Source organism: Streptomyces sp. MMBL 11-1 (assembly GCF_028622875.1).
Taxonomy (GTDB): Bacteria; Actinomycetota; Actinomycetes; order Streptomycetales; family Streptomycetaceae; genus Streptomyces.
In genome coordinates, this window is sequence record NZ_CP117709.1 from 5,756,861 (window position 1) to 5,783,453 (window position 26,593).

The window sequence follows — 26,593 nt, forward strand, 5'->3', positions numbered from 1 at the left end:
ATGTCCTACCGGCCCTCGAAGCAGATGAGGAAGACGCTCCTGGGGGGCGGCGCGGTGCTGCTGCTCGCCGGGCTCAACGCTCCCGCGGCCCTGTCCTTCGCCGAGGACAGATATCACGCGTACAAGATCGACCAGCCGGAGTACAAGGCGGAGTACGGCTCCTGGGAGAAGGTGGACATCCCGAAGGAGTACCGGACCAACGCGATCCACGCGGCGCTCCTGCACACCGGGAAGGTGCTGATCGTCGCGGGCTCCGGCAACGACGAGGCGCACTTCGACGCGGGCACCTTCGACACGGTGCTGTGGGACCCGGCCGAGAACACCTTCCAGAAGATCCCCACCCCCGAGGACTTCTTCTGCGGCGGCCACGCCCAGCTCCCCGACGGCCGCCTCCTGATCGCCGGCGGCACCGCCCGCTACGAGGTGCTCGACGACAAGGTGAAGCGGGCCGGCGGCGGTATGCGGGTCAAGAACGAGAACCCGGACAAGCCGCTGAAGCTCAAGAAGGGCACGGTCTTCCGGTCGCCCTCCGGCGTCGAGTACGTGGCCAAGTTCGACGTCACCGTCCCCAAGGCCAAGCGCGAGTTCGAGGTCGACTACTTCGAGAGCGGCCAGATGAAGCCGTGGAAGACCAAGGTGACCGCCGCCGAGCAGCGGGTGTTCGTCGAGGCGGTGGAGGACGGTCCCGAGGCGGTGGCGACGGACGCCGCCCAGTACGAGATCGTCGGGCTGAAGGGCAAGGCGGCCGACAACGCCTACGGCCTCGCCGAGAAGATCACCATGGACAAGCAGGACTTCCAGGGGATCCGCGCCGCCTACGAGTTCGACCCGACGGCGGAGAAGTACATCAAGGTCGACCCGATGAAGGAGGCCCGCTGGTACCCGACGCTCGTCGGGCTGGAGGACGGCCGGGTGCTCTCCGTCTCCGGCCTCGACGACGTCGGCGCGATCCTCCCGGGCGACAACGAGGTCTACGACCCGAAGACGAAGAAGTGGTCCGAGGGCCCCTTCCAGTACTTCCCGACCTACCCGGCGCTCTTCCTGACCAAGGGAGGCAAGCTCTTCTACCCGGGCGCCAACGCCGGCTACGGCCCGGAGGACAAGGGGCGCGAGCCGGGGATCTGGGACATCAAGAAGAACACCTTCACCAAGGTCCCCGGGCTGACCGACACCGACCAGCTGGAGACGGCGGCCTCGCTGCTGCTGCCGCCCGTGCAGGACCAGAAGGTGATGGTGCTCGGCGGCGGCGGGGTCGGCGAGTCCAAGAAGTCCACCGCCCGCACGGCGGTCATCGACCTCAAGAAGGAGAACCCCGCCTTCGAGCCGGGCCCCGACCTGCCGCAGGGCACGCGCTATCTGAACAGCGTGATCATGCCCGACGACACCGTCTTCACCAGCGGCGGATCGGAGGACTACCGGGGCCGCGGGAACAGCAACATCCTGAAGGCGCAGTCCTACGACCCGAAGACCAACACCTTCAAGGAGGCGGCCGAGCCGACCGTGGGGCGCAACTACCACTCTGAGGCGCTGCTCCTGCCCGACGGGCGGGTGGCCACCTTCGGCTCCGACCCGCTCTACGGCGACAAGGACAACACCAAGCTCGGCAAGTTCGAGCAGCGTATGGAGGTCTACACCCCGCCCGCCCTGCACCGCGGCAAGGACGACCGCCCGGTGATCGGGGACGGTCCGGAGGCCACCGAGCGCGGCGCGACGGTGACGTACGAGAGCGCCGACGCGGACCGGATCGCCACCGCCCGGCTGATGCGGCCGAGCGCCGTCACCCACACCACCGACGTGGAGCAGCGCTCCATCGAGCTCGGCCTGAAGAAGGGCGACGGCGAACTGAGCGTGACCGTGCCGGACGACCCCACACTGGTGCCGCCCGGCTGGTACATGCTCTTCGTCACGGACGCCGACGGCGTTCCCTCCGAGGCGAAGTGGGTCAAGGTCGCCTGAGGGCCGGGGCGCGCGGTCTCAGGACGCCGCGCGCCTGGCCAGGCCGAGCGCGTACTCCGGCCACCAGTCGCCGGCCGGCGGGCCGCCCCGGCAGGTGCCGTCGGAGTCGCCCGGCCGTTTGATCCACAGATAGGCGTCGAGCCGGTCCTCGCCGGTGTCGGTGGTCGGCGGCGTGCCGAGCCCCCGGCCCGGCGGATTGCACCAGGCCTCCTCAGGGCCCCCCGACAGGGGGCCCTTGCCGTTGCGGCTGGTGTCGATCACGAAGTGCGAGCCGCCCACGGCGTCGGAGAGCCGGCCGGCGTACTCCTTCACGGTCTCGTTCGACTGGAAGTTGGAGACGTTCAGGGAGAAGCCGTCGGCCCGTTCGATGCCGGCCTGCCGCAGCGGCTGCGCCATCTTGGCCGGTTTGTCGATCCAGTCCGGGTTGCCCGCGTCCAGGTAGACCCGGGTCCTCGGCAGGGCCTTGAGCGTGTCCACCGCCTCGGAGAGGAGCTGGTAGCGCTCGGCGTGGTGCTCGGGCGGGGTGCAGCCGTCCACGATGTGGGGAAGGGCGTCCGGCTCCAGGATCACGGTCGCGGGGGCCTCTCCGATGGCGGCGGCGAACTCCCCGATCCAGGAACGGTAGGAGTCCGCGTCCTTCGCGCCGCCCGCGGAGTAGAGCCCGCAGTCGCGGTGCGGGATGTTGTACGCCACCAGCAGGATGGTCTTCTTCGTGCGGGCGGCGGACTTCGCGGCGGCCCGGATCCCCGGGGCCGGGTCGTCCCACGCGGGCCAGTCGGCCACCGGCCGGCCGGAGATCCGCCGCAGAATCTTCGCCTCCGCCTCGCGGCCCTCCTTCTCCCAGGTGCGCACCTGGCGGGCCGCGTCGCTGTTCGGGTCGACCCAGTACGGGGAGGCGGCGCTCGGGGCGGGCTCACCCCGGACGAGGTCGTCCGCCGCGTCGGCGGTCCGGGTGACACGCGGTTCCGGTGTCGAGCAGCCCGTGGTGAGGACGGTCGCCAGGGTGAGGGCCGCCAGGACGGGGACGGTACGGGGGAGAGCGCGGGGGACGATTCTGCGGCCGGACATCCAGACCCCTCGGACGGCGGTGACTCACGGATACGGAACACAGGGAAACGTGAGCAATCGTGACACAACGGTTACGTGGAGTGGTGACGCCACACCCTGAGTAACCGTTGTGTCGCTGTGTCCCGGCGCGCGTCAGCCGGTGGCGGCCAGCGTGATCCCCAGCGGCGTGCGCTCGTACAGCACCTGGTGCCCGTAACGCCGCGAGGTCAGCAGCCCCGCCCCGCGCAGCACGGAGAGATGGGCCGAGACGGACGAGGGGGCGAGGGCCAGCCGGTGTGCCAGCGCGGTCGTCCCGGCCGGTTCGTCCAGCGCGCACAGCACATCGGCCCGGACCCGGCCGAGCAGCCGGGCGAGGGTGTCCGAGGTCCGCTCGCCGGACTCGCTCCACAGCCCGCCGATGCCTCGCACCGGGTAGATGAGCCCGGGCCGCCACGGTTCCTCGTGGCCGCCCACCACCTCCGGCCAGACGAAGACGCTCGGCATCAGCACCAGCCCCTGCCCGCCCAGCACCCGCTCGTGGTCGCCCTGGGTCCCGGTCACGGTGAGCGTCGAGCCGTTCCAGCTCAGCCGGGGGCTCAGCTCGCCCAGCAGCTGTTCGAGCCCGCTGTCCGCGAGCCGCCGCGAGTGGTAGGTGATGTCCGCCTCCAGCAGGGCGCGCAGCCGGGGCCAGTACGGCTCGATCAGCGCCTCCCAGGCCTGCTCCAGCAGATCGGCGAGTTCCCGCACCGCCCGCACCGGATCGGCCAGCAGCCGGCGGCCCGTCGCCGACGCGGTCCCGCCGGGCCGGTCCGCCAGGGCCAGCGCCATGTCGGCGCGCGCCACCTCCGGATCGACCGCCCGGACGGCCGCGATCTCCTCCTCGAACGTCGCGAGCGGCCCGATCGGCGGAGGGCAGATGAAGTCCGGGTTGTGGCCGACGGCCGGCATCAGCAGCCACAGCGGCTCCAGGTCCAGCGCCCCGGACGCCTCCCGGATCCGGCGGAGCCACGGCAGGTGGTAGCCGTGGCGGCCCGTGCGGTGCAGGGTGCGCACCGCCTCCTGGGTCTCGAACAGGGGTGACAGCGCGAACCGGCAGCGCAGCAGATCGCTCTCGCCGAAGTGCAGCTGGAACGGCATGCGTTTCCCTCGCGTCGGCCCGGACATTCGTCTCCAGCCGAAAGTCTAGAGTCGACCGCGCCCCGGCGGCAGGCTCGTCCGCATGGAGACCGACAGCCCCGCCCCGGCGGACACACCCCGTACCCCGTCCGCCCAGGCAGTGGCCCCGTCTCCGCCCCCGGAGCGTGCGGCCCACCCCGACCCGGGCCCCGGGCCCATGCTCCGGGAGCCCGCCGTCCCCGGCCCCGACGCCCCGCCGCCCGTGCCCGCCGCGCGCGGCTACCGGGCCGTCTTCGCCGTCACCGAGTTCCGGGCCGTCTTCGCCGCGCACCTGCTCTCGCTGCTCGGCGTCGTGGTCAGTGAGCTGGCGCTCACCGTGCTCGTCTACGACCTCACCGGCTCCCCGCTGCTCAGTGCGCTGACGTGCGCGCTGGGGCTGCTTCCGTACATGATCGGCGGCACCCTGTTCGCGGGGGTCGCCGACCGCTACCCGGCCCGCCGCGTGCTGGTCGTCTGCGACCTGCTCTGCGCGGCCTGCGTCGCCGTGATGCTGGTGCCCGCCACCCCGGTCGCGGGACTCCTCGCCCTGCGCTGCCTGGTCGCCGCCGTCGCGCCCGTCTTCACCGGGACCCGGATGGCGGCGCTCACCGACATCCTCGGCGAGGGCGACCTCTATGTGCTCGGCCGTTCGCTGCTGCGGATCGTCTCGCAGAGCGCGATGCTCATCGGGTTCGGCGCCGGAGGGGTGCTGCTCACCGTGCTGTCCCCGCGCGGCGCGATCTCCGTCACCGTGGTGACCTTCCTGTGCTCGGCCGCCCTGCTCCGCTTCGGCACCCGCGACCGCCCCGCCCGTCACGCCACCGGCGACGGCGGCGGAACGCTGCTGAAGGAGTCGCTCTCCGGAGCCCGCCTGGTGCTGGGCGACCGCCGCGTCCGGGCGCTGATGCTGCTGTTCTGGCTGCCCGCGATGTTCGTGGTGGCCCCGGAGGCGCTCGCCGCCCCGTACGCCGACGCGATCGGGGCCCCGCCCGCCGCGCTCGGGCTGCTGCTCTGCGCGATGGCCGCCGGGCACATCGGGGCCGAGCTGTTCGTGGGCTCCGCGCTCAGCCCCCGTAACCGCTCCCGGATCGTCCTGCCGGTCGCCGCCGCCGGTCTGCTCCCGCTCCTCGTGTACGTGGTCCGCCCCGGGCTGCCGCTCGCCCTGGCGGCCCTCGCGCTGGCCGGCGCGGGCGCCGCGTACGTGATCGGGCTCGACCAGTGGTTCGTCGACGCCGTGCCCCGGGAGCTGCGCGGCCGGGCCATGACGCTGCTCACCGCCGGGCTGATGACCGTCCAGGGCCTCGGGATGGCGCTGGCGGGGCTCGCGGCCGAGTTCTTCCCCGTGCACCAGGTGGTCGCCGGATCCGGAATCATCGGTACCGTCCTCACGCTCCTGCTCGTCGCCGAGGTCCGCCGGACAGCCTCCGGACGGATGTCCGATACCGAAGGACGAGACGGGGCTGACCGGAATGTGACCAGTCGGTAAGGTCGTTGCCGTGCCGAAGCCGCTCCGTCTTCCCTTCGATCCGATCGCCCGCGCCGACGAACTCTGGCAGCAGCGCTGGGGACCCGTGCCCTCGATGGGGGCGATCACCTCGATCATGCGGGCCCAGCAGATCCTGCTCGCCGAGGTCGACGCCGTCGTCAAGCCGTACGGGCTGACCTTCGCCCGGTACGAGGCGCTGGTGCTGCTCGCCTTCTCCAAGGCCGGTGAGCTGCCGATGTCCAAGATCGGGGAGCGGCTGATGGTGCACCCGACCTCGGTCACCAACACCGTGGACCGGCTGGTCCGGTCGGGTCTCGTCGACAAACGGCCGAACCCGAACGACGGCCGCGGGACGCTGGCGTCCATCACCGACAAGGGCCGCGACGTCGTCGAGGCGGCCACCCGGGACCTGGTCGCGATCGACTTCGGGCTCGGGGCGTACGACTCCGAGGAATGCGCCGAGATCTTCGCCATGCTGCGTCCGCTGCGGGTGGCTGCCCAGGACTTCGAGGAGAAGTGAACTCGGGCTTCCGGTGAGGCGGGGTCGCGCGAAGATCGCCCCGGTCGTCCCGTTACGCTCGTAGCCATGAAACAGAACGTGCTCACCCGCTACCGGGTGATGGCCTACGTCACCGCCATCTGGCTGCTCGTCTTCACCGTGGCGATCATCGCGAAGTACGGCTTCGAGACCGGCGACACCATGCTGATCTCGCAGATCCACGGCGTGCTGTTCATCGTCTACGTCGTCTTCGCCTTCGATCTCGGCTCCAAGGCGAAGTGGCCCTTCGGCAAGCTCCTGTGGGTGCTGGCCGCCGGCTGCATCCCCTTCGCCTCGTTCTTCGTCGAACCGAAGGTCAGCCGCGAGGCCCGCGCCCTGGTCACCGACCCCGCACCGGTGACCGCCAAGGCCTGAGCCGAGGGGCTCCGGACCACCCCGAACCGCCCCGCGCGAAAAGCGCCGGGCGGTTTGCCATCGACATTTAGTAGGACGTCCTAGTAAATTCGAAGGTATGGACGCTGACGCGATCGAGGAAGGCCGCCTCCGCTGGCAGGCCCGTTACGACAAGGCCCGCAAGCGTGACGCGGACTTCACCACGCTCTCCGGGGACCCGGTCGAGCCCGCGTACGGGCCACGCCCCGGTGACACGTACGAGGGATTCGAGCGGATCGGCTGGCCGGGGGAGTACCCCTTCACCCGGGGGCTGCACCCCACCGGCTACCGGGGTCGCACCTGGACGATCCGCCAGTTCGCCGGCTTCGGCAACGCCCAGCAGACCAACGAGCGCTACAAGATGATCCTCGCGGCGGGCGGCGGCGGCCTCAGCGTCGCCTTCGACATGCCGACGCTGATGGGCCGCGACTCCGACGACCCGCGCTCGCTCGGCGAGGTCGGCCACTGCGGCGTCGCCATCGACTCGGCGGCCGACATGGAGGTCCTCTTCGGGGACATCCCCCTCGGCGACGTCACCACCTCGATGACGATCAGCGGCCCGGCCGTGCCCGTCTTCTGCATGTACCTGGTCGCCGCCGAGCGCCAGGGCGTCGACCCGGGCGTGCTCAACGGCACGCTCCAGACCGACATCTTCAAGGAGTACATCGCGCAGAAGGAGTGGCTCTTCCAGCCCGAGCCCCACCTGCGCCTCATCGGCGACCTGATGGAGCACTGCGCCCGCGACATCCCCGCCTACAAGCCGCTCTCCGTCTCCGGCTACCACATCCGCGAGGCCGGGGCGACGGCCGCGCAGGAGCTGGCGTACACCCTCGCGGACGGCTTCGGCTACGTGGAGCTGGGCCTCTCGCGCGGCCTGGACGTCGACGCCTTCGCCTCCGGGCTCTCCTTCTTCTTCGACGCGCACCTGGACTTCTTCGAGGAGATCGCCAAGTTCCGTGCCGCCCGCCGCATCTGGGCCCGCTGGATGAAGGAGACGTACGGCGCGAAGACCGACAAGGCGCAGTGGCTGCGCTTCCACACCCAGACCGCCGGGGTCTCCCTCACCGCGCAGCAGCCGTACAACAACGTGGTGCGGACGGCCGTGGAGGCGCTCTCCGCCGTCCTCGGCGGCACCAACTCGCTGCACACCAACGCCCTCGACGAGACCCTCGCACTCCCCTCCGAGCAGGCCGCCGAGATCGCCCTGCGCACCCAGCAGGTGCTGATGGAGGAGACCGGCGTCGCCAATGTGGCCGACCCGCTGGGCGGCTCCTGGTACGTCGAGCAGCTCACCGACCGGATCGAGGCCGAGGCCGAGAAGATCTTCGACCAGATCAAGGAGCGCGGCACCCGGGCCCACCCCGACGGGCAGCACCCCATCGGGCCGATGACCTCCGGCATCCTGCGCGGCATCGAGGACGGCTGGTTCACCGGCGAGATCGCCGAGTCCGCGTTCCAGTACCAGCGGGCCCTGGAGAAGGGCGACAAGCGGGTCGTCGGCGTCAACGTCCACCACGGCTCGGTCACCGGCGACCTGGAGATCCTCCGGGTCAGCCACGAGGTCGAGCGCGACCAGGTCAGCCAGCTCGCGGACCGCAAGGCCCACCGCGACGACGCCAAGGTGACCGCCGCCCTCGACGCGATGCTCGCCTCGGCCCGCGACGGCTCCAACATGATCGCGCCGATGCTGGACGCGGTACGGGCCGAGGCCACGCTCGGCGAGATCTGCGGAGTGCTGCGCGAGGAGTGGGGCACCTACACGGAGCCGCCGGGGTTCTGAGCTTGTTCTTTTAACCGTCTTGCCGTGCAACTGAGTTGATCGCTGCTGTTCTGCGAGGGCTGATGCGACAGCAGTGCGGCCTTGGTGTGATCATGTGTGTCGTCGAGACGCTGTTGATCATGCCAAGGCCGCGAGGGTGAGTCTGCCGCACGACGCTGTTCGTATCGAGTCCTTGACCGTGTCGCCCCGGGTCCGGACCGACTTCTACGACTGCCTGACCGCTCGCGCGGATGCGGTGCTGTGCACCGACGGGTCGGTGCGGTCGCCGGTCGACCTCGCGCTGGCGCCAGAGCACCGCCGCGGTCGCGGCGCCCTCTACGTCGGCCTCAACCGCGGACGGGTGGACATCCCCCGGCTGCGGCGGGTCCTGGCCGGGCGCCGCTGCCGAGGGCCGCGGACGGTCGGTTGGTGTTGGCGGTGGACGTCTCACCGTGGCTTCGCCCGGACGCCGGGACCGTGCCGGACCGCTCGTTCTGCCATACCTACGGTCGCGGCAGCGCCAAGCACCGGATGTTGCCCGGCTGGCCGTACTCGGTCGTCGTTGCCCTGGAGAGTGGCCGCACCTCCTGGTCGGCGTTTCTGGTCGCGGTCCGCCGGGCGCGATTCGGGGCCCGACTTCGACCTCGGACCATGAAGAACAAGCTCACCCGGCGAGCAGGGATCGCACCCAATGGTCTTCGCGTTGCTCGATGTACTCGGCGTCGTTTCGCCAGGCATCACCGTGACCTTCAGCCCACAGCCTTTCCCAGGGCTGGACACCTTGGGCTGCCTGGTCTCGCAGGAAGTCATGCATGGAACGCGTACGGCGCCCCAACATAGGGACCAACCGGCGACGTTCGGACTCGTCGAGACCGTAGGCGTCGGCGAAGACCCGCAGTCGGCTCGCCGCGTCCGGGCGCTGCCAGTCCGGATGCGCGGACAACGGGATGAACCCGTGAATGGCGTAGGCGACATCCCACAGGCACGAGCCGGGACCTGCACCGTCCCAGTCGATGAAGGCCCACCGCGCCTCGTCTGCGACCACGAGGTTCCAGGGGGCCAGGTCGTTATGGGCGATGATGTCACTGCCCTCAGCGGGGATCGGAGTCTGCCACCGCGCATCGGAAGGCGGCGTGAAGTCCCGCACGGCATCGTGGAAGCCCCGGATCAGCCGTGCGACGCGAGCCAGCTGTCGAGCGGGGTCCATCAGCGAGAACCGGTCGGGCCAGACCACGTCTCCCGGCATGAAGCTCAGGACCTCACGCCCCTGATCGTCAATGCCGAGCGGACGAGGTGCCGCGCCGAATCCCACCTCGCGCAGGTGGGCAAGCAGGTTATGCACAGCGGGAGTCCATGGTCCGGCCGGACGGCGAACGGTGTCCCCGACGCGAACGACGCCCTGACTGACGTTGCCACCGGACAAAGGCTGCTCATCATCGTGCCGCATCGAACCAGTGTGTCGAACCAGCTTGCCGTGGTCACCCCAATATGGGGGAGCGTCAGCGTAGGCGGCGCGGGGACGGACATTGAAGAACAAGCTGGGCCCGGCTATCCGGCCTGCGCGCCCGCCAGCCCCAGCAGCAGCAGTGAGGTGAAGCCGGTCGCCCAGTCGGAGTCCACCGGCTCCGCGCTCACCAGGGTGCGGTGCACCACGGCTCCGGCGATCACGTCGAAGATCAGGTCCGCGTTGCGGGCGGCCGTCGAGGCGTCGTCCTCGTACCGCAGCTCGCCGCGGGCCTGGGCGCGTTCCCGGCCCAGCAGCACCAGCCGCTTCTGCCGGTCCACGATGGCCGAGCGGATCCGCCGGCGCAGCGAGTCGTCCCGAGTGGCCTCGGCGACCACCGCCATCAGCGCCGTACGGGCCTCCGGCCGCTCCAGCAGGGCGGCGAACTGGAGCACGACGCCCCGCACATCGGCGGCCAGGCTGCCCCGGTCGGGCAGCTCCAGCTCGTCGAACAGGACGGCGACCGCGTCCACGACCAGCTCGTTCTTGCCCGCCCAGCGGCGGTAGAGGGTCGTCTTGGCGACACCGGCCCGGGTCGCCACGTCACCCATCGTCAGCTTCGACCAGCCGAGATCGACCAGGGAGGCCCGCGTCGCTTCGAGGATCGCGGCATCGGCGGCGGTGCTCCGCGGACGTCCTGTCCGGGTGGTTCTGGGGTCGCTGTCGTTCATGATGCGGCGACCATACCGGCCGGTAGGGGAAACGGTTGTGCTCCGGTGCCCGTGAGACAGATCACCGGGATCACCTGTCCGGGCGGGGGGATCGACAGTTACGCTACGGGTCGTAGCGTAAGGAAGGCGGCCGGATCGCCCCCTTAGGCCACGGAACGAACGAGCGACAGCCACCGGGGTCTCCAGGGAGATCCCAGGCGCCGGGTGGGGACCCGGGGCCGCACGGACCGGCCGGATGGGGATCCGGAAGGTCCAGCCGGGTCTTTCGGGGCCCGGTCAGTTCCAGCCAGGGTCTTTCAGGGGCCCGACCGGTCTCACCGGGGCCTTTCGAGGCTTCGGGGAGCCAGGGCCGCCTCGGTCCGTCCGCCCCCGCATGCCGGTGGGGGCGGACGGACCGGTCCGGTTCTCGCACTCGCTTTCCGGAACGGTGTGCTCAGGGGGGAGGATGTACGTATGCAGCCTAGGAACATGTCCATGAGCGGCGTTGTCGACCTCGCCGCTGTCAAGGCGGCCGGTGAGGCCAAGGCCAAGGCGGAGCAGGCCCGCGCGGAGGCCGCCCGTACCGGAGGCGCCGGCACCGTCGCGCCCGCCGCCCTGGTGATCGACGTCGATGAAGCCGGATTCGAGCGCGAGGTCCTCCAGCGCTCCGCCGAGGTCCCCGTCGTCATCGACTTCTGGGCCGAGTGGTGCCAGCCGTGCAAGCAGCTGGGCCCCCTGCTGGAGCGCCTGGCCGTCGAGTACAACGGCCGCTTCCTGCTGGCCAAGGTCGATGTCGACGCCAACCAGATGCTGATGCAGCAGTTCGGCATCCAGGGCATCCCGGCGGTCTTCGCCGTCGTCGCCGGGCAGGCCCTCCCGCTCTTCCAGGGCGCGGCCCCCGAGGCCCAGATCCGCGAGACGCTGGACCAGCTGATCCAGGTCGGCGAGGAGCGCTTCGGGCTGACCGGGATCGCCGTCGACCCGGCCGCCGCCACGGAGGACGCCGTCCCGGCCGAGGTTCCCGCAGGCCCGTACGACGCCCTGCTGGAGGCCGCCGCGTCCGCGCTCGACGCCAACGACTTCGGCGGCGCGGTCCAGGCCTACAAGAACGTCCTCGCGGACGACCCGGGCAACCCGGAGGCCAAGCTCGGCCTGGCCCAGGCGGAGCTGCTCGGCCGCGTCCAGAACGTGGACCCGCAGGCGGTCCGCAAGGAAGCCGCGGAGAACCCGGGCGATGTGAACGCCCAGCTCGCCGCCGCCGATCTCGACCTGGTCGGCGGACACGTCGAGGACGCCTTCGGCCGGCTCGTCGAGGCGGTCCGCCGCACCGCGGGAGACGACCGCGACGCCGCCCGGCTGCGGCTCCTGGAGCTGTTCGAGGTGATCGGTCCGGAGGACCCCAGGGTCACCGCCGCGCGCACCGCGCTGGCCCGCGTCCTGTTCTGATCCGAACGAGAGGCCCGAGGACCGCCGTCCGCTCCGGACGAGCCCGATTGTGCCGATGTGACAAGACGGCCGCACCGCCCTCCGGGCGGCGCGGCCGTTTTTCCGTCCCGATGCGAAAGACGAGCGCGAGAAGCCTTCGCTTTACCAAATCTTGACAAAGATGCGAGCTGTTACTCGCAGTAAGGCGGGTCGGTGGTTCTGCCCCGTTTCCATGGCGTTTCCCGTCATTTCGATGTCCCTTTCGTGCCACCCTGTGTCGCCGCGTGATGCCGCCCTGTCGCCCTCCGGTCATCGATCCGCTACTAGCCAGTAACGATCCCCCTTGTGTCACGGCCGTGAATGCACCACGATCGGCCACGCTCGGTCCCCTGCCTTCGGCCCGGTCTCCAGCCGGTGCCCGAGGGTCTGTTGGGTCCCCACCGAGTGGTCGGCGGCAGTGGCGCCGACCGCGGACAGGGGGGTTCCCGCCCATGGGCGGGGCCTGTCCGACCGGCCGCGCGGAAAGCGCGGCCAGTGGTTGTCGCTCGGGGGTGAACGCCGGTGGATCGGATGCGGGACACGTCTCCGAGCGCGGGCGCTCTCCTTCCCGAGGACGTAGCACTTCTCCCATCCCAGGACGGGCACGACGCCCGGACCGGAGATGTACGTCCGAGAAGAAGGAGCAAGTATGAGTTCCCAGGTTCGCGGTGGGACGAGATGGAAGCGGTTCGCTCTGGTCATGGTGCCGAGCGTCGCCGCGACGGCCGCGGTGGGCATCGGTCTGGCACAGGGTGCGCTGGCCGCGTCGTTCAGCGTTTCCGGCCAGAGCTTCAAGGTCAGCACCGACAAGCTGGACGGCCACGACTTCGTCCAGTACGGCAGTGTCGCGGTCGGCAAGGACCTCAAGGGCAGGAAAGCCGCGCACCCCGTCGCGGTGTCGGGCTTCAGCAGCGCCACGATCACCAACATGTGCCAGTCGGTGGTCACGCCGAAGGTCCCCTTCATCGGCAAGAGCGTCAGTCTTGAGCTGACGGCGGGCACCGACCCGGACCGGCCGGTCGAGGCCACCAACCTCTACCTGGACGTCGCACAGCTGGACGCCGACGCCGACTTCGAGAACATCGACATCGGTGTCGCGGCCGGATCGCTGAAGAAGGAGCACAGGCCGAACGGGATAGGCATCCAGCCCGGTACCGAGGCCAACAAGGCGGGCTTCGCGCAGCGAGCCGACAGGGCCATCCTGACCAACGTGAAGCAGACGGCGTGGGCGACCACCGCCGGCACCTTCAAGCTCAGCGACCTGAAGCTGAAGCTGCACACGGGCGTCAAGGAGTGCTTCTAGCCTCCGGCTCGGGTGGCCGGAACGTCCCCTCGGGTTCTCTTCCGGCCACCCACCCTCCCCATCTCACGGCAGTACCGGTTCCAGGGAGCTGTTTTCCATGAGCCCCGAGTCCACAGGGCAGAACGAGCACTACATCCGCGTCCTTCGGCGACGCTTCCGCGCCTGGCGGGGTACCCGGCCGTTCTGGGCCGGACTGCTCACCATGGCCGGTGGGGTCCCCATCGCCTACTTCCCGTACGCCAGCATGACGCTCGGCAATATGACGCTGGCCATGTCCACCACGGCCGGCGCCGGGTCCCTGATCATCGGGGTCCTGCTGATCACGCTCGGCCTGACGATGTGGTACCACAGCATCGTGCGGGTCTTCGCCGGTGTCGCAGCCATCCTGCTCGCACTGATCTCCATCCCCGTCGCCAACATCGGCGGCTTCGTCGTCGGATTCCTCCTCTCCCTTGTCGGCGGAGCCCTGTCCATTTCCTGGGCCCCGGGTGATCCGAAGGGCGCCGACGAGGCCCCGCTCGCCGGGCACCCGGACGAGCAGCGCTCCGAGGGTGAGATCCACGCCGCGGCCGTCCCGCAGCAGCAGGGCGCCGGGTACGACCTGGCAGCCGACGCAGACGGCGGGAGGCGCAGTGCGGGGTGACGACGGACAGCGGATCAACTCCTACCCCGGCGACGACCTCCGCGAGCGCAAGGGCCCCCGCCACGCGGCCCCCAGGAAGTCGCTGCTGACCAAACTCCACCTGCCCAGCGGCAAGAAGGCGCTGGCGCTCGCCGCGATGCCGACGGCGGTCTTCGTGGGCATGGGGCTGACGCCCAAGCTGGCCCTGGCCGACGACCGTGCCGACATCCCGTTCGCGCCCGGACCGTGCGTCACCCGGTCCGACGAGCCGAGCGAGTCCGAGTCGCCGAAGGCCACTCCGTCCCCGTCGGCCACGGCGAAGGACGAGAAGGGCGACGCGTCCGGCAAGGACGACGCCGCGACCCCGAAGCCCTCAGCGAGCGGTTCTGCCTCCGACACCGACAAGGACGACCCCGCGCCCGGCACGGACGCGGACAAGTCGACGCGGACCGCCGGGGAGACACCCGCCGGGGAGACGCCCGCCGAGTCGCCCTCCGCGACCCCGACGCCCACGAAGTCGAAGAACCCGCTCGACCCGCTCGGGGTCGGCGACGCGCTCAAGGACCTCTTCGGGGGACCCGGCCAGAAGACCGAGCAGCCGGCGAGCCCGTCCCCGAGCCCCACGGCCGAGGCCCCGAAGCCGTCCGGCGGGCCCTCCGACGAGCCGAAGGACCCGGCCGGGAGCGCGGCGGACCAGGCGAAGGAGACGTCGGACAGGACGGCCGAGGCCATCCGCGAGGCGGCCGAGAAGGCGGGCAGGGACGTCGAGGAACTCGACGAGGACGTCAAGGGACTCGACCCCAGGAAGGACGAGGACATCCCGGACGGCGCCAAGCCCCGCTTCCCGTGCCCCGAGCCCGACCCGGACGCGCTCGCCGCGGCCGAACTGGAGCCCGGCCTCCCGCTGCTCCCGTCCGACCCGTGGATCCTGAAGTCGACGCTGCTCACCCTCAACGGCCTGGATTACCACGGCATCGTCGAGGTGAAGAAGGGGGACGGCAGCATCAAGAAGGTCCTGAAGTTCACCGCCGGCTCCATCGACATCAAGGACCTGCACCAGCTGACCGTCGGCCCCGCGGGGACGACCGGACATGTGAAGTCGCGGCCCGGATCCACGTCGACGATCCGCGACGGCGAGGTGACGATGTACACGGAGGAGCTGAAGGGCAACCTCTTCGGCATCATCCCGATCACCTTCAGCCCCGAGACCCCGCCTCCGCTGAACGTCCCCTTCGCCTTCTTCACCAAGGTGACGGTGGTCCAGGCCGGCCAGTTCGGCGGCACGCTCACCATCCCGGGACTGAAGAACTACCTCGACGCCGGCACGAGCTAGCGACAGCCGCCGCCCCGGACCCGTCCGGGAGCCGCACAGCACCGTGGGCCGTACTCCTCACCAGGAGTACGGCCCACGGTCATGCGGTGGTGCGGGTGCGGGTCAGTCCCGCTCGCCGCCGCCCAGGTGGTGCACCCGGACCATGTTGGTGGTGCCGGGGATGCCGGGGGGCGACCCGGCGGTGATGATCATCGTGTCGCCGTCGCTGTAGCGGTTCAGCTTCAGCAGCTCCGCGTCGACCAGGTCGACCATCGCGTCGGTGTTGTCCACGTGCGGCACGACATGGGCCTCGACGCCCCAGCTCAGCGCGAGCTGGTTGCGGGTGGCCTCGTCCGTGGTGAAGGCCAGGATCGGCTGGGCCGTGCGGTAGCGGGAGAGGCGGCGCGCGGTGTCGCCGGACTTGGTGAAGGCGACCAGGGCCTTGCCGTCCAGGAAGTCCGCGATCTCGCAGGCGGCGCGGGCCACCGAACCGCCCTGCGTACGGGGCTTCTTGCCGGGGACCAGCGGCTGGAGGCCCTTGGAGAGCAGCTCCTCCTCCGCGGCGACGACGATCTTCGCCATCGTCTTGACCGTCTCGATCGGGTACGCGCCCACCGAGGACTCGGCGGACAGCATGACCGCGTCCGCGCCGTCCAGGATCGCGTTGGCGACGTCGGACGCCTCGGCGCGGGTCGGCCGCGAGTTGGTGATCATCGACTCCATCATCTGGGTCGCCACGATCACCGGCTTGGCGTTGCGCCGGCACAGCTCCACCAGGCGCTTCTGCACCATCGGGACCTTCTCCAGCGGATACTCGACGGCCAGGTCGCCGCGGGCCACCATCACACCGTCGAACGCCGCGACGACGCCCTCCATGTGCTCGACGGCCTGCGGCTTCTCCACCTTGGCGATGACGGGGACCCGGCGGCCCTCCTCGTCCATCACCTTGTGGACGTCCTTGACGTCCTCGGCGTCCCGGACGAAGGAGAGGGCGACCAGGTCGCAGCCCATCCGCAGCGCGAAGCGCAGGTCCTCGACGTCCTTCCCGGACAGGGCGGGGACGTTGACCGCCGCGCCGGGCAGGTTGATGCCCTTGTGGTCGGAGATGACACCGCCCTCGATGACGATGGTCCTCACCCGGGGGCCCTCGACCGCGACGACCTTCAGTTCGACGTTGCCGTCGTTGATCAGGATCGGGTCGCCCTTGGTGACGTCGCCGGGCAGACCCTTGTAGGTCGTGCCGCAGATCGACTTGTCGCCCGGGACGTCCTCGGAGGTGATGGTGAACTCGTCCCCGCGGACCAGCTCGACCGGGCCCTCGGCGAACTTCGCCAGCCGGATCTTCGGGCCCTGGAGGTCGGCGAGCACGCCCACCGCGCGGCCGGTCTCGGCGGCCGCCTTGCGGACACGGTCGTAACGGCCCTGGTGTTCCTCGTGGGAGCCGTGGCTGAAGTTGAAACGGGCCACGCTCATGCCGGCCTCGATCAGAGCGACGAGCTGCTCATGGGAGTCGACGGCGGGACCGAGGGTGCAGACGATTTTGGAACGGCGCATGAGGCGGATCCTATCGGTTTGTTTCGCTGCGGAATATTCCGTCTGGTGGAAGGTACAAAGGGGCGCGGGGGCGCTCAGTTGTCGACCTCTCCGATCCCCGCGGGTCCCGGTCGGCCGACGAGGGCGAACGTCTGGTCGGCGATCTCCAGCTCCTCGTCCGTCGGCACCACGGCCACCGCTACCCGCGCGTACTCCGGCGAGATCAGCCGCGGCTCTCCGGACCGTACGGCGTTGAGCGAGGCGTCCACCGCCATGCCCAGCTCCTCCAGGCCCGCGATGGCAGCTTCCCGCACCGGGGCCGCGTTCTCCCCGACCCCCGCCGTGAACGCCACCGCGTCCACCCGGCCGAGCACCGCCGTATAGGCGCCGATGTACTTCTTCAGCCGGTGGATGTAGATGTCGAAGGCCAGCGCGGCCCGCTCGTCGCCCTCGTCGATCCGGCGGCGGATCACCCGCATGTCGTTGTCGCCGCACAGGCCGACCAGCCCGCTCTTCTTGTTGAGCAGGACGTCGATGGCGTCGGCCGACATGCCCGCCACCCGCTTCAGGTGGAAGGTGACCGCCGGATCGATGTCCCCGGAGCGCGTACCCATCACGAGCCCTTCCAAGGGCGTCAGCCCCATGGAGGTGTCCACGCACCGCCCGCCCGCGACCGCCGAGGCCGACGCCCCGTTGCCCAGGTGCAGCACGATGACGTTCACGTCCTCGGGGGCCCGGCCCAGCAGCTCGGCCGTCTTCCGGGAGACGTACGCGTGCGAGGTGCCGTGGAAGCCGTAGCGGCGGATGCGGTGCGCGTCGGCGGTCTCCACGTCGATCGCGTACCGCGCGGCCGCCTCCGGCATCGTCGTGTGGAACGCCGTGTCGAAGACCGCGACCTGCGGCAGGTCCGGCCGCAGCGCCCGCGCCGTGACGATGCCCGTGATGTTCGCCGGGTTGTGCAGCGGGGCGACCGGGACGAGGCGCTCGATCTCCTTCAGCACCTCGTCGGTGATCACGGTCGGCGCGCTGAACCTCAGCCCGCCGTGCACCACCCGGTGCCCGATCGCGGCCAGTTCGGGGGAGTCGAGGCCGAGGCCGTCCGCCGCCAGCTCCTCGGCCGCCGCCTTGAGCGCCGCTTCGTGGTCCGCGATCCGGCCCGTACGCTCACGGGGCTCGGCACCGTCGCCGGTCAGCGGCGTGTGCACCAGGCGCGAGGTCTCCTCGCCGATCCGCTCGACCAGGCCCGAGGCGAGCCGGGAGCGGTCGCTCATGTCGAGGAGCTGGTACTTCACCGACGAGGAGCCGGAGTTGAGGACGAGTACGCGATGCGGTTCCACAGGGGCTGCCGTGCTTTCGTTTCCGGGGTCAGGGGCCGGGGGAGTGGGTGTCGTCACGCGGGGCGCTCCTCGCCCTGCGCCTGGATCGCCGTGATCGCCACGGTGTTGACGATGTCCTGGACGAGCGCGCCGCGCGACAGGTCGTTGACCGGCTTGCGGAGACCCTGGAGCACCGGGCCGACCGCCACCGCGCCCGCCGAGCGCTGCACCGCCTTGTAGGTGTTGTTGCCGGTGTTCAGGTCCGGGAAGATCAGCACGGTCGCCTGGCCCGCCACCTCGGAGCCGGGCAGCTTCGTCGCCGCGACGGACGGCTCGACCGCCGCGTCGTACTGGATCGGCCCCTCCACCCGCAGCTCGGGCCGCTCCGCCCGCACCCGCTCGGTGGCCTCGCGCACCTTGTCGACGTCAGCGCCGGAGCCGGAGGTCCCGGTGGAGTACGACAGCATCGCGATCCGGGGCTCCACGCCGAACCGGGCCGCCGTCACCGCCGACTGCACCGCGATGTCCGCGAGCTGCGCCGCGTCCGGGTCCGGGTTGACCGCGCAGTCGCCGTACACGAGGACCTTGTCGGCCAGGCACATGAAGAAGACGGACGACACGATCCTGGCGTCGGGCTTCGTCTTGATGATCTCGAAGGCGGGGCGGATCGTGGCCGCCGTGGAGTGCACCGACCCGGACACCATCCCGTCGGCGAGACCCTCCCGCACCATCAGCGTCCCGAAGTAGTTCACGTCCGCCACCACGTCGACGGCCAGCTCCACCGTCACCCCGCGGTGGGCGCGCAGTTCGGCGTACCGCTCGGCGAAGACGCCCCGCAGCTCCGAGGTGTGCGGGTCGATCAGCTGGGTGTCCGCGAGGTCGATGCCGAGGTCGGCGGCCTTCTTGCGGATCACGTCCACGTCGCCGAGCAGCGTGAGGTCGCAGACGTCCCGGCGCAGCAGTACGTCGGCGGCGCGCAGCACCCGCTCCTCGGTGCCCTCCGGCAGCACCACGCGCTTGCGGTCGGAGCGGGCCTGCTCCAGCAGCTCGTGCTCGAACATCATCGGCGTGACCCGCCCGCTGCGGGCCACCGAGATCCGGTCGAGGAGGGCGGCGGTGTCGACGTGGCGCTCGAACAGACCGAGGGCGGTCTCCGCCTTGCGGGGCGTCGCCGCGTTCAACTTCCCCTCAAGGGCGAAGAGTTCCCCGGCGGTGGGGAAGGAGCCGCCGGCCACCGACACGACCGGGGTCCCCGGTGCGAGCCGGGCCGCCAGCGTGAGTATCTCCTCGCCGGGGCGCTCGTTCAGGGTCAGCAGCACGCCCGCGATGGGCGGGGTGCCCGCGCTGTGCGCGGCCAGCGAACCCACCACCAGATCCGCCCGGTCCCCGGGGGTGACCACCAGACAGCCGGGCGTCAGCGCGTTGAGCAGGTTCGGCAGCATGGCCCCGCCGAACACGAAGTCCAGAGCGTCGCGCGCGAGCCCCGAGTCGTCGCCGAGCAGCACCGTGCCGTCCAGCGCCGCGGTGATCTGGGCGACCGTGGGCGCCGAGAGCGCCGGGTCGTCCGGCAGGACGGAGACGGGCACCGGCAGCCGTGCCGCGAGCCGCTCCGCGATCGTCGCGCGGTCCTCGGCGGCGACCCGGTTCACCACCATGGCCAGCACATCGCAGCCGAGGCCCGCGTAGGCGCGGTAGGCGTTACGGGTCTCGGCGCGGACGGACTCCGCGTTCTGCCCCTTGCCGCCGACCACCGCGATCACCGAGGCCCCGAACTCGTTGGCCAGCCGGGCGTTCAGCGCCAGCTCGTCGGGGAGCTGGGTGGCGGCGAAGTCGCTGCCCAGGACCAGGACCACCTCGTACTCACGGGCCACCTGGTGGAAGCGTTCGACGAGCCGGGAGACCAGCTCGTCCGTGCCCTTCTCCGCCTGCACGGCGGAGGCCTCGTGGTAGTCCAGGCCGTAGACGGAGGCCGGGCTCTGCGAGAGCCGGTAGCGGGCCCGGAGCAGCTCGTAGAGCCGGTCGGGTCCGTCATGGACCAGCGGACGGAAGACGCCGACCCGGTCCACCTGACGCGTCAGAAGCTCCATGACTCCCAGCTCGACGACCTGGCGGCCGTCCCCCCGGTCGATCCCGGTCACGTACACGCTGCGCGCCACGCGTGCTCTCCCGTCCTTGTGTTCGGTGCCGCGACCCGTCGGGCGTCCGGACGTGCGGTGATGCCCCCGTGCCCGCCCGGTGATCCGCCGGGTGCGGTATTGGCCTGCATTGCCTCTTGACGATACCTGCGGGGGTCGCTATGCCGCCCGCCGGAGAGCCCGCCCCGGCGGGGGCCCGGGCTCCCCGCCCGAAGGGGCCTCCTACCCCCTGCGCCCGGCCGAAAGCGCGGGTCCCGTGCCGGGCGTGGGACAATCGTCCTGGTTCAGGGCACGGGGGCCGCCACGGTCGGCCCCCCGGAAAAGCGCGACTAACGAGCAGGAGACATACCTCGATGCGCATCGGAATTCTCACCGCGGGCGGCGACTGCCCCGGCCTGAACGCAGTGATCCGGTCGGTCGTCCACCGGGCCGTGGTCGGCCACGGCGACGAGGTCATCGGCTTCGAGGACGGCTTCAAGGGGCTGCTCGACGGCCACTTCCGCCCCCTCGACCTCAACGCGGTCAGCGGCATCCTCGCCCGCGGCGGCACCATCCTCGGCTCGGCCCGTCTGGAGCGCGACCGGCTGCGCGAGGCCGCCGAGAACTGCGAGGAACTGTCCCGCCGCTACGGCATCGACGCGCTCATCCCGATCGGCGGCGAGGGCACGCTCACCGCGGCCCGCATGCTCGCCGACGCGGGCATGCCGGTCGTCGGCGTCCCGAAGACCATCGACAACGACATCTCCTCCACCGACCGGACCTTCGGGTTCGACACGGCGGTGGGCGTCGCGACCGAGGCCATAGACCGTCTGAAGACCACCGCGGAGTCCCATCAGCGCGTGATGGTCGTCGAGGTCATGGGCCGGCACGCGGGCTGGATCGCGCTGGAGTCCGGGATGGCCGGCGGCGCCCACGGCATCTGCCTGCCCGAGCGCCCCTTCGAGGTCGACGACCTGGTCAGGATGGTCGAGGAGCGGTTCGCGCGCGGCAAGAAGTTCGCCGTCATCTGCGTCGCCGAGGGCGCGCACCCGGCGGAGGGCTCCATGCCGTACGCCAAGGGCGCGATCGACCAGTACGGCCACGAGCGCTTCCAGGGCATCGGCAACCGCCTGGCCATCGAGCTGGAGACCCGGCTCGGCAAGGAGGCCCGGCCGGTCATCCTCGGCCACGTCCAGCGCGGCGGCACGCCGACCGCGTACGACCGGGTGCTCGCCACCCGCTTCGGCTGGAACGCCGTGGAGGCCGTGCACCGCGGCGACTTCGGCCGGATGACCGCCCTGCGCGGCAACGACATCGCCATGGTCCCGCTCGCCGACGCCGTCACCCAGCTGAAAAGGGTGCCCGCCGAGCGGATGTACGAGGCCGAGTCCGTCTTCTAGAACCTTCCGGCAGGGCCGCACGGACCTGGGGAACCGCACGGGCCTGGGAACCCGCACGGGCACGGGCCCGGGGAACCGCACGGGCCGCACGGACCTGGGGAACCGCACGGGCCGCACGGGCGGCCCGTGCGGGGTCACGCCCCGGCGGTCCGCCAGAACTGCTCCACCACCCGGGCCAGGAACGCCCGGCCCGCGTCGCCCGTCGACCCGGCGCGTTCCTGACCGGTGCTGCTCCAGCTCAGCGTGGAGACCATCAGGGCCTGGTAGTCGGCGTGCAGCTGTTCCAGCACGTCCTGGACCCGCGCCCGGTCCAGCGGGACGATCTTGGCCACCGGGCGGACGTACGCCTGCCAGCGTGTGGTGACCGCGCTGCTCAGCAGCTCCGCCAGCTCCGCGTCACGGCCCGTCGCCGTCAGGAACTGCGCGGCCGTCAGCCCCAGCGCCCGGCACAGGGCCGCCGACTGCTTCTCGTTGCCCCGCCAGCGCCCCGACTCCTCCATCCGCAGGTACGAGGCGCCGCTCATCCCCAGCAGGCGGGCCAGGTCGTCCACGGTCAGTTCCCGCGTCATCCGGTGCTCGCGCAGCGTGGCGGCGGCCGCCAGCAGCTCCCCGGGGGCGCACCAGAGGACGCCGGCGAGGGCGGTCAGCTCACGCTCCCCGGGCGTCGCGAGGCCGCGCTCCCAGGCGATGACGGTCTCTGCGCTGATCCGGAGTCCGTACTGGGCGGCGAGCCCGTAGGCGACATGGCCGGGAGCCATCCCCAGAGCCTCGCGGAGACGGCGCGCGGCGGGGGCGTTGAATGGCGGGGAGGGGTGCACGGGCCCACCGTAGAAGTCCATTTCCGCCCTGGCTACGGTACGTTCCCCACAGATCACGCTTCGTAGGAACCTCCAGCCACGAACCGGGCGGGCGGTACGCGAACACCATCCCACCAGCGCTTTCTTTTGCCGCTCCGAAGGGGCCCGCCCCGGGCGTGAAACCGACCGGCAAGCGCTTGTCGGCCTCTTCCGCGTTGACCGGTCAGCGCCCCGAGGCCAGCCAGCGGTAGTGCAGCTCCGGTCGGCCGACCTGCCCATAATGCGGACGCCTCGTGGCGCTGCCGACGGTCACGAGGTGCTCCAGATACCGCCGGGCCGTGATCCGCGACATGCCCAGCCGCTCTCCGGCCGCGGCCGCCGTCACCCCTTCCGGCGACTCCTTCAGCACCCGGGTCACGGACTCCAGCGTCGGGCCGCTGAGCCCCTTGGGGAGCGCGGCCGGATGCGCGACCCGCAGCGCGCCCAGCGCCCGGTCCACCTCCTCCTGCCCGCTCGCCTCCCCGGCGACGCCCCGGAACTCCGCGTACCGCACCAGCCGGTCCCGCAGCGTGGGGTACGTGAACGGCTTCAGCACGTACTGCACGACGCCGAGCGACACCCCCTCCCGGACCACCGCGAGATCCCGCGCCGAGGTCACCGCGATCACGTCCGCCCCGTGGCCGGAGGCCCGCAGCGAGCGCAGCAGCCCGAGCCCGTGCCCGTCGGGCAGATAGAGGTCGAGCAGCAGCAGATCCACCGGCGTCCGCTCCAGCGCCCGCACCGCCGCCGCCCGGGTGTGCGCCACCGCCGTCACCGTGAAGCCCTCCACCCGCTCCACGTACATCTGGTGGGCGTCGGCGGCCACCGGATCGTCCTCCACCACCAGGACCCGGATCATGCGGAGACCTCCTCGTGCGCGGACCCGGGCTCGGACCCGGGTGCGGGTCGCGAACCCGCCGTACGGGCCGGCAGCGGCAACCGCACGGTGAACCGCGCGCCGCCGTCCGGGCCCGTGTCCAGCTCCACCGTGCCCCCGTTGCGGTACGCCGCCTGCCGCACCAGCGCCAGCCCGAGCCCGCGGCCCGCCCCGTGCGTGGACCAGCCGCGCCGGAACACCTCGTCCGCCTCCTCCGGGCCGATGCCCGCCCCGTTGTCCGCGACCCGCAGCAGCAGCTCCCGCTCGTCCGCGAGCGCGGTCACGGTGACCCGGGCCCGCCCCGCCGGGCCCCCGGGCCCCCGGGGCGCGGGCACCGCCCCGGAGCCGTCGTCGGCGCCGTCCGAAGCCGCTTCCACCGCGTTGTCGATCAGATTCCCCAGGATCGTCACCAGATCACGCTGGGCCAGCGAGGGCGGCAGCGCCCCGTCGTCGATCAGGCTGTCCTCCGCGAGCACCAGCTCCACGCCGCGCTCGTGCCCCTGGGCCGCCTTCCCCAGCAGCAGCGCCGCCAGCACCGGCTCCTCCACCGCCCCCACCACCCGGTCGGTCAGCGCCTGGGCCAGCTCCAGCTCCGCCGTCGCGAAGTCCACCGCCTCCTCCACCCGGTCCAGCTCGATCAGCGACACCACGGTGTGCAGCCGGTTCGCCGCCTCGTGGGCCTGGGAGCGCAGCGCCTGCGTGAAACCGCGCTCGGAGTCCAGCTCACCGGTCAGCGCCTGCAACTCGGTGTGGTCCCGCAGGGTCACCACCGTGCCGCGCCGCTCACCGCCCACCACCGGACGGGTGTTCACCACCACGACCCGCTCCGCCGTCAGGTGCAGCTCGTCCACCCGCGCCTCCGACGCCAGCAGAGCCCCGGTCAGCGGCGCGGGCAGGGCCAGCTCGTCGACCGTACGGCCGACCGCCTCCGCGTCCGGACCCAGGCCCAGCAGCTCCCGCCCGGCGTCGTTGATCAGCGCGATCCGCCGCTGCCCGTCCAGCATCAGCAGCCCCTCGCGCACCGCGTGCAGGGTGGCCTGGTGGTAGTCGTGCAGCCGGCTCAGCTCGGCCGCGTTCATCCCGTGGGTGTGCCGCCGCAGCCGGGCGTTGATCACGTACGTGCCGATCCCGCCGAGCGCCAGCGCCCCGCCGGCCGCCAGCGCGAGCGCGCCGAGCTGTTCCCGTACCTGCGAGGAGACCCGGTCCACGGTGATGCCCGCGCTGACCAGGCCGACGATCCGCCCGTCGTCGCGGATCGGGGTCACCACCCGTATCGAGGGGCCCAGCGTGCCGGTGTACGTCTCGGTGAAGGTCTGCCCGCGCAGGGCCTTCGCGGTGTTCCCGAGGAAGACGTCCCCGATCTGCTCCGTGTCCGGATGCGTCCAGCGCACCCGCCCGGGGTCCATGATCGTGATGAAGGTGATCCCGGTGTCCTCGCGCACCCGCTCCGCGTACGGCTGGAGTGCGGCGGACGGGTCCGGGGTACGGATGGCCTCCCGTACGGAAGGGGAGTCGGCCACCGCCAGCGCGGCCACCCGCACCTGCCGGGCGGCCGTCTCCTCGGCCTGCGCGCTGCCCGAGACGTACGCGAAGACGGCGCACCCCGCCACCACCGCGGCGATGAGCACGACCTGCATGGCGAACAGCTGGCCCGCCAGGGACCGGGGGCGGGTACGGGGGAGGCGCATACCCCACAGTCTGCCTCGCGGCCGCCGGGCCTTCCCGGGGCGGCCGGAAGCGACCGTGAACGATATGAACGCAAGGGTGACCGGGGTCACAGGGAGGTGGATAGTCACCGAAGCCCCCAGGGACGGGGGCGCGAGCCCACCGAGCCCAGGAGCCCCACCATGGCTGTGGCAGCCAAACAACGGGACCGAACCCACTACCTGTACATCGCCGTGATCGCCGCCGTGGCGCTCGGCATCCTGGTGGGCTTCGCCGCCCCCGGGGTGGCCGTCGAGCTGAAGCCCATCGGCGCCGGCTTCGTGAACCTGATCAAGATGATGATCTCGCCGATCATCTTCTGCACGATCGTCCTGGGCGTCGGCTCGGTGCGCAAGGCCGCCAAGGTCGGCGCGGTCGGCGGCCTGGCGCTGGGCTACTTCCTGGTCATGTCGACCGTGGCCCTCGCCATCGGCCTGCTCGTCGGCAACGTCCTGGAGCCCGGCTCCACCCTCCACATCACCGAGCAGGCGCGGGCCGCGGGCGAGGCGCAGGCATCGGGCGCGAGCGAGTCCACCGTGGACTTCCTGCTCGGCATCATCCCGACCACCATCGTCTCCGCCTTCACCGCGGGCGAGGTCCTCCAGACCCTGCTCGTCGCGCTGCTCGCGGGCTTCGCACTCCAGGCGATGGGCTCGACGGGCGAGCCGATCATCCGGGGCATCACCCACATCCAGCGCCTCGTCTTCCGCATCCTCGCCATGATCATGTGGGCCGCCCCGGTCGGCGCGTTCGGCGCGATCGCCGCGGTGGTCGGCGAGACCGGCCTCGACGCCCTGAAGTCCCTGGCGATCATCATGATCGGGTTCTACGTCACCTGCGCGCTGTTCGTCTTCGTGGTGCTCGGCGTGATCCTGCGCCTGGTCGCGGGGGTCAACCTGTTCTCGCTGCTGAAGTACCTGGGCCGTGAGTTCCTGCTCATCCTGTCCACCTCCTCCTCCGAGTCGGCCCTGCCGCGGCTGATCGCGAAGATGGAGCACCTGGGCGTCAGCAAGCCCGTGGTCGGCATCACCGTGCCGACCGGCTACTCCTTCAACCTCGACGGCACCGCGATCTACCTCACGATGTCCTCGTTGTTCATCGCCAACGCGATGGGGGACCCGCTGACCGCGAGCGAGCAGATCTCGCTTCTGATCTTCATGATCATCGCCTCGAAGGGCGCGGCGGGCGTGACCGGCGCGGGTCTGGCGACCCTGGCCGGCGGGCTCCAGTCCCACCGCCCCGAACTCGTCGACGGCGTCGGCCTGATCGTCGGCATCGACCGCTTCATGAGCGAGGCCCGCGCGCTGACGAACTTCGCGGGCAACGCGGTCGCCACGGTGCTGGTCGGCCACTGGACCAAGGAGATCGACAAGGACCGGGTGGGCGAGGTGCTGGCCGGCCGGGTCCCGTTCGACGAGAAGACCCTCGTCGACGACCATGCCCCGGCAGGCGGCTCCGGCGACTCCGGCGAGGTCCCCGGGCAGCGGGACGCCGCGGAGCAGCCCGCGAAGGTCTGACCCGACTGCCCCGGCACCGCGCCCTCACCACCCTCACAGCCACCGCGGCGCCCCCACACGAGGACACCCGTACCGCCCCGGTGCGGGTGTCCTCGCTTCCCGCTCGC

Annotated in this window: 21 protein-coding genes and 1 pseudogene; 12 read left to right on the forward strand and 10 right to left on the reverse strand. The window is 71.3% G+C overall.

From position 1 onward, the window contains the following. Window positions 1–1,956 (forward strand): galactose oxidase-like domain-containing protein, encoded by a 1,956-nt coding sequence (locus tag PSQ21_RS25830; RefSeq protein ID WP_274033408.1) that lies wholly within the window; start codon window positions 1–3, stop codon window positions 1,954–1,956. A gap of 18 nt (window positions 1,957–1,974) precedes the next feature. On the opposite strand, the gene PSQ21_RS25835 is transcribed toward PSQ21_RS25830, so the two are convergent. Then, window positions 1,975–3,024, reverse strand: coding sequence for a glycoside hydrolase family 6 protein (locus tag PSQ21_RS25835; RefSeq protein ID WP_274033409.1), 1,050 nt, complete (start codon window positions 3,022–3,024; stop codon window positions 1,975–1,977). A 132-nt stretch (window positions 3,025–3,156) separates the two neighbouring features. Then, window positions 3,157–4,140 (reverse strand): ArsR/SmtB family transcription factor, encoded by a 984-nt coding sequence (locus PSQ21_RS25840; protein ID WP_274033410.1) that lies wholly within the window; start codon window positions 4,138–4,140, stop codon window positions 3,157–3,159. An 82-nt stretch (window positions 4,141–4,222) separates the two neighbouring features. Here PSQ21_RS25840 and PSQ21_RS25845 point away from each other — a divergent pair, with 82 nt between their 5' ends. From PSQ21_RS25845 to PSQ21_RS25865, 5 genes and pseudogenes are all read left to right on the forward strand, one after another. After that, entirely contained in the window at window positions 4,223–5,644 is a 1,422-nt protein-coding gene (locus tag PSQ21_RS25845; protein ID WP_274033411.1) for an MFS transporter, read from the forward strand. Between the two features lie 10 nt (window positions 5,645–5,654). Further along, the gene (locus tag PSQ21_RS25850; RefSeq protein ID WP_274033412.1) at window positions 5,655–6,164 is read left to right on the forward strand and encodes a MarR family winged helix-turn-helix transcriptional regulator; all 510 of its coding nucleotides are present in this window, start codon (window positions 5,655–5,657) and stop codon (window positions 6,162–6,164) included. A 66-nt stretch (window positions 6,165–6,230) separates the two neighbouring features. After that, on the forward strand, window positions 6,231–6,557 hold the full coding sequence (locus PSQ21_RS25855; protein ID WP_026290710.1) for a DUF3817 domain-containing protein: 327 nt from the start codon (window positions 6,231–6,233) through the stop codon (window positions 6,555–6,557). Window positions 6,558–6,654: 97 nt separating this feature from the next. Beyond that, entirely contained in the window at window positions 6,655–8,355 is a 1,701-nt protein-coding gene (locus PSQ21_RS25860) for an acyl-CoA mutase large subunit family protein (RefSeq protein WP_274033413.1), read from the forward strand. A gap of 136 nt (window positions 8,356–8,491) precedes the next feature. After that, window positions 8,492–8,949 (forward strand): annotated as a pseudogene (locus tag PSQ21_RS25865) (transposase); the annotation flags it as partial. 49 nt (window positions 8,950–8,998) lie between these two features. Here PSQ21_RS25865 and PSQ21_RS25870 read toward each other — a convergent pair. Further along, window positions 8,999–9,781, reverse strand: a complete 783-nt coding sequence (locus tag PSQ21_RS25870) for a phosphotransferase enzyme family protein (RefSeq protein ID WP_274033415.1) — start codon at window positions 9,779–9,781, stop codon at window positions 8,999–9,001. 101 nt (window positions 9,782–9,882) lie between these two features. Continuing rightward, window positions 9,883–10,509, reverse strand: coding sequence for a TetR/AcrR family transcriptional regulator (locus tag PSQ21_RS25875; RefSeq protein WP_274033416.1), 627 nt, complete (start codon window positions 10,507–10,509; stop codon window positions 9,883–9,885). Between the two features lie 453 nt (window positions 10,510–10,962). Between PSQ21_RS25875 and PSQ21_RS25880 the strand changes: the two genes are divergently transcribed. From PSQ21_RS25880 to PSQ21_RS25895, 4 genes are all read left to right on the forward strand, one after another. Then, on the forward strand, window positions 10,963–11,934 hold the full coding sequence (locus PSQ21_RS25880) for a tetratricopeptide repeat protein (protein ID WP_274033417.1): 972 nt from the start codon (window positions 10,963–10,965) through the stop codon (window positions 11,932–11,934). A gap of 667 nt (window positions 11,935–12,601) precedes the next feature. Further along, window positions 12,602–13,255 carry a DUF6230 family protein gene (locus PSQ21_RS25885; RefSeq protein ID WP_274033419.1) on the forward strand — a complete coding sequence of 218 codons (654 nt, stop codon included), beginning with the start codon at window positions 12,602–12,604 and terminating at the stop codon, window positions 13,253–13,255. A gap of 97 nt (window positions 13,256–13,352) precedes the next feature. Further along, a complete protein-coding gene (locus tag PSQ21_RS25890; protein ID WP_274033421.1) occupies window positions 13,353–13,898 on the forward strand; it encodes a DUF6114 domain-containing protein in 546 nt (181 codons plus the stop codon). Next, window positions 13,888–15,210: a hypothetical protein gene (locus PSQ21_RS25895; RefSeq protein WP_274033423.1), complete on the forward strand. Its 1,323-nt coding sequence runs from the start codon at window positions 13,888–13,890 to the stop codon at window positions 15,208–15,210. The genes PSQ21_RS25890 and PSQ21_RS25895 overlap by 11 nt, the downstream gene beginning before the upstream one ends. A gap of 102 nt (window positions 15,211–15,312) precedes the next feature. Here PSQ21_RS25895 and pyk read toward each other — a convergent pair whose 3' ends face one another. The 3 genes from pyk to pta all read right to left on the reverse strand — a co-directional run bounded on the left by pyk (window position 15,313) and on the right by pta (window position 20,194). Further along, window positions 15,313–16,743: a pyruvate kinase gene (gene pyk / locus PSQ21_RS25900; RefSeq protein ID WP_274033425.1), complete on the reverse strand. Its 1,431-nt coding sequence runs from the start codon at window positions 16,741–16,743 to the stop codon at window positions 15,313–15,315. A 74-nt stretch (window positions 16,744–16,817) separates the two neighbouring features. Next, a complete protein-coding gene (locus tag PSQ21_RS25905) occupies window positions 16,818–18,059 on the reverse strand; it encodes an acetate kinase (protein ID WP_274033427.1) in 1,242 nt (413 codons plus the stop codon). A 53-nt stretch (window positions 18,060–18,112) separates the two neighbouring features. Next, window positions 18,113–20,194: a phosphate acetyltransferase gene (gene pta, locus PSQ21_RS25910; protein ID WP_274033429.1), complete on the reverse strand. Its 2,082-nt coding sequence runs from the start codon at window positions 20,192–20,194 to the stop codon at window positions 18,113–18,115. A 332-nt stretch (window positions 20,195–20,526) separates the two neighbouring features. Between pta and PSQ21_RS25915 the strand changes: the two genes are divergently transcribed. After that, window positions 20,527–21,552 carry an ATP-dependent 6-phosphofructokinase gene (locus tag PSQ21_RS25915; RefSeq protein ID WP_274033431.1) on the forward strand — a complete coding sequence of 342 codons (1,026 nt, stop codon included), beginning with the start codon at window positions 20,527–20,529 and terminating at the stop codon, window positions 21,550–21,552. Window positions 21,553–21,686: 134 nt separating this feature from the next. On the opposite strand, the gene PSQ21_RS25920 is transcribed toward PSQ21_RS25915, so the two are convergent. From PSQ21_RS25920 to PSQ21_RS25930, 3 genes are all read right to left on the reverse strand, one after another. Further along, window positions 21,687–22,391, reverse strand: coding sequence for a helix-turn-helix domain-containing protein (locus PSQ21_RS25920; protein ID WP_274033433.1), 705 nt, complete (start codon window positions 22,389–22,391; stop codon window positions 21,687–21,689). A 181-nt stretch (window positions 22,392–22,572) separates the two neighbouring features. Next, a complete protein-coding gene (locus PSQ21_RS25925; protein WP_274033434.1) occupies window positions 22,573–23,247 on the reverse strand; it encodes a response regulator in 675 nt (224 codons plus the stop codon). Beyond that, window positions 23,244–24,953 carry a sensor histidine kinase gene (locus tag PSQ21_RS25930; RefSeq protein WP_274033435.1) on the reverse strand — a complete coding sequence of 570 codons (1,710 nt, stop codon included), beginning with the start codon at window positions 24,951–24,953 and terminating at the stop codon, window positions 23,244–23,246. The genes PSQ21_RS25925 and PSQ21_RS25930 overlap by 4 nt, the downstream gene beginning before the upstream one ends. Window positions 24,954–25,112: 159 nt before the next feature. On the opposite strand from PSQ21_RS25930, the gene PSQ21_RS25935 reads away from it, so the two are divergent. Continuing rightward, on the forward strand, window positions 25,113–26,486 hold the full coding sequence (locus tag PSQ21_RS25935) for a cation:dicarboxylate symporter family transporter (RefSeq protein WP_274033436.1): 1,374 nt from the start codon (window positions 25,113–25,115) through the stop codon (window positions 26,484–26,486). The last annotated feature ends 107 nt before the right edge of the window (window positions 26,487–26,593 follow it).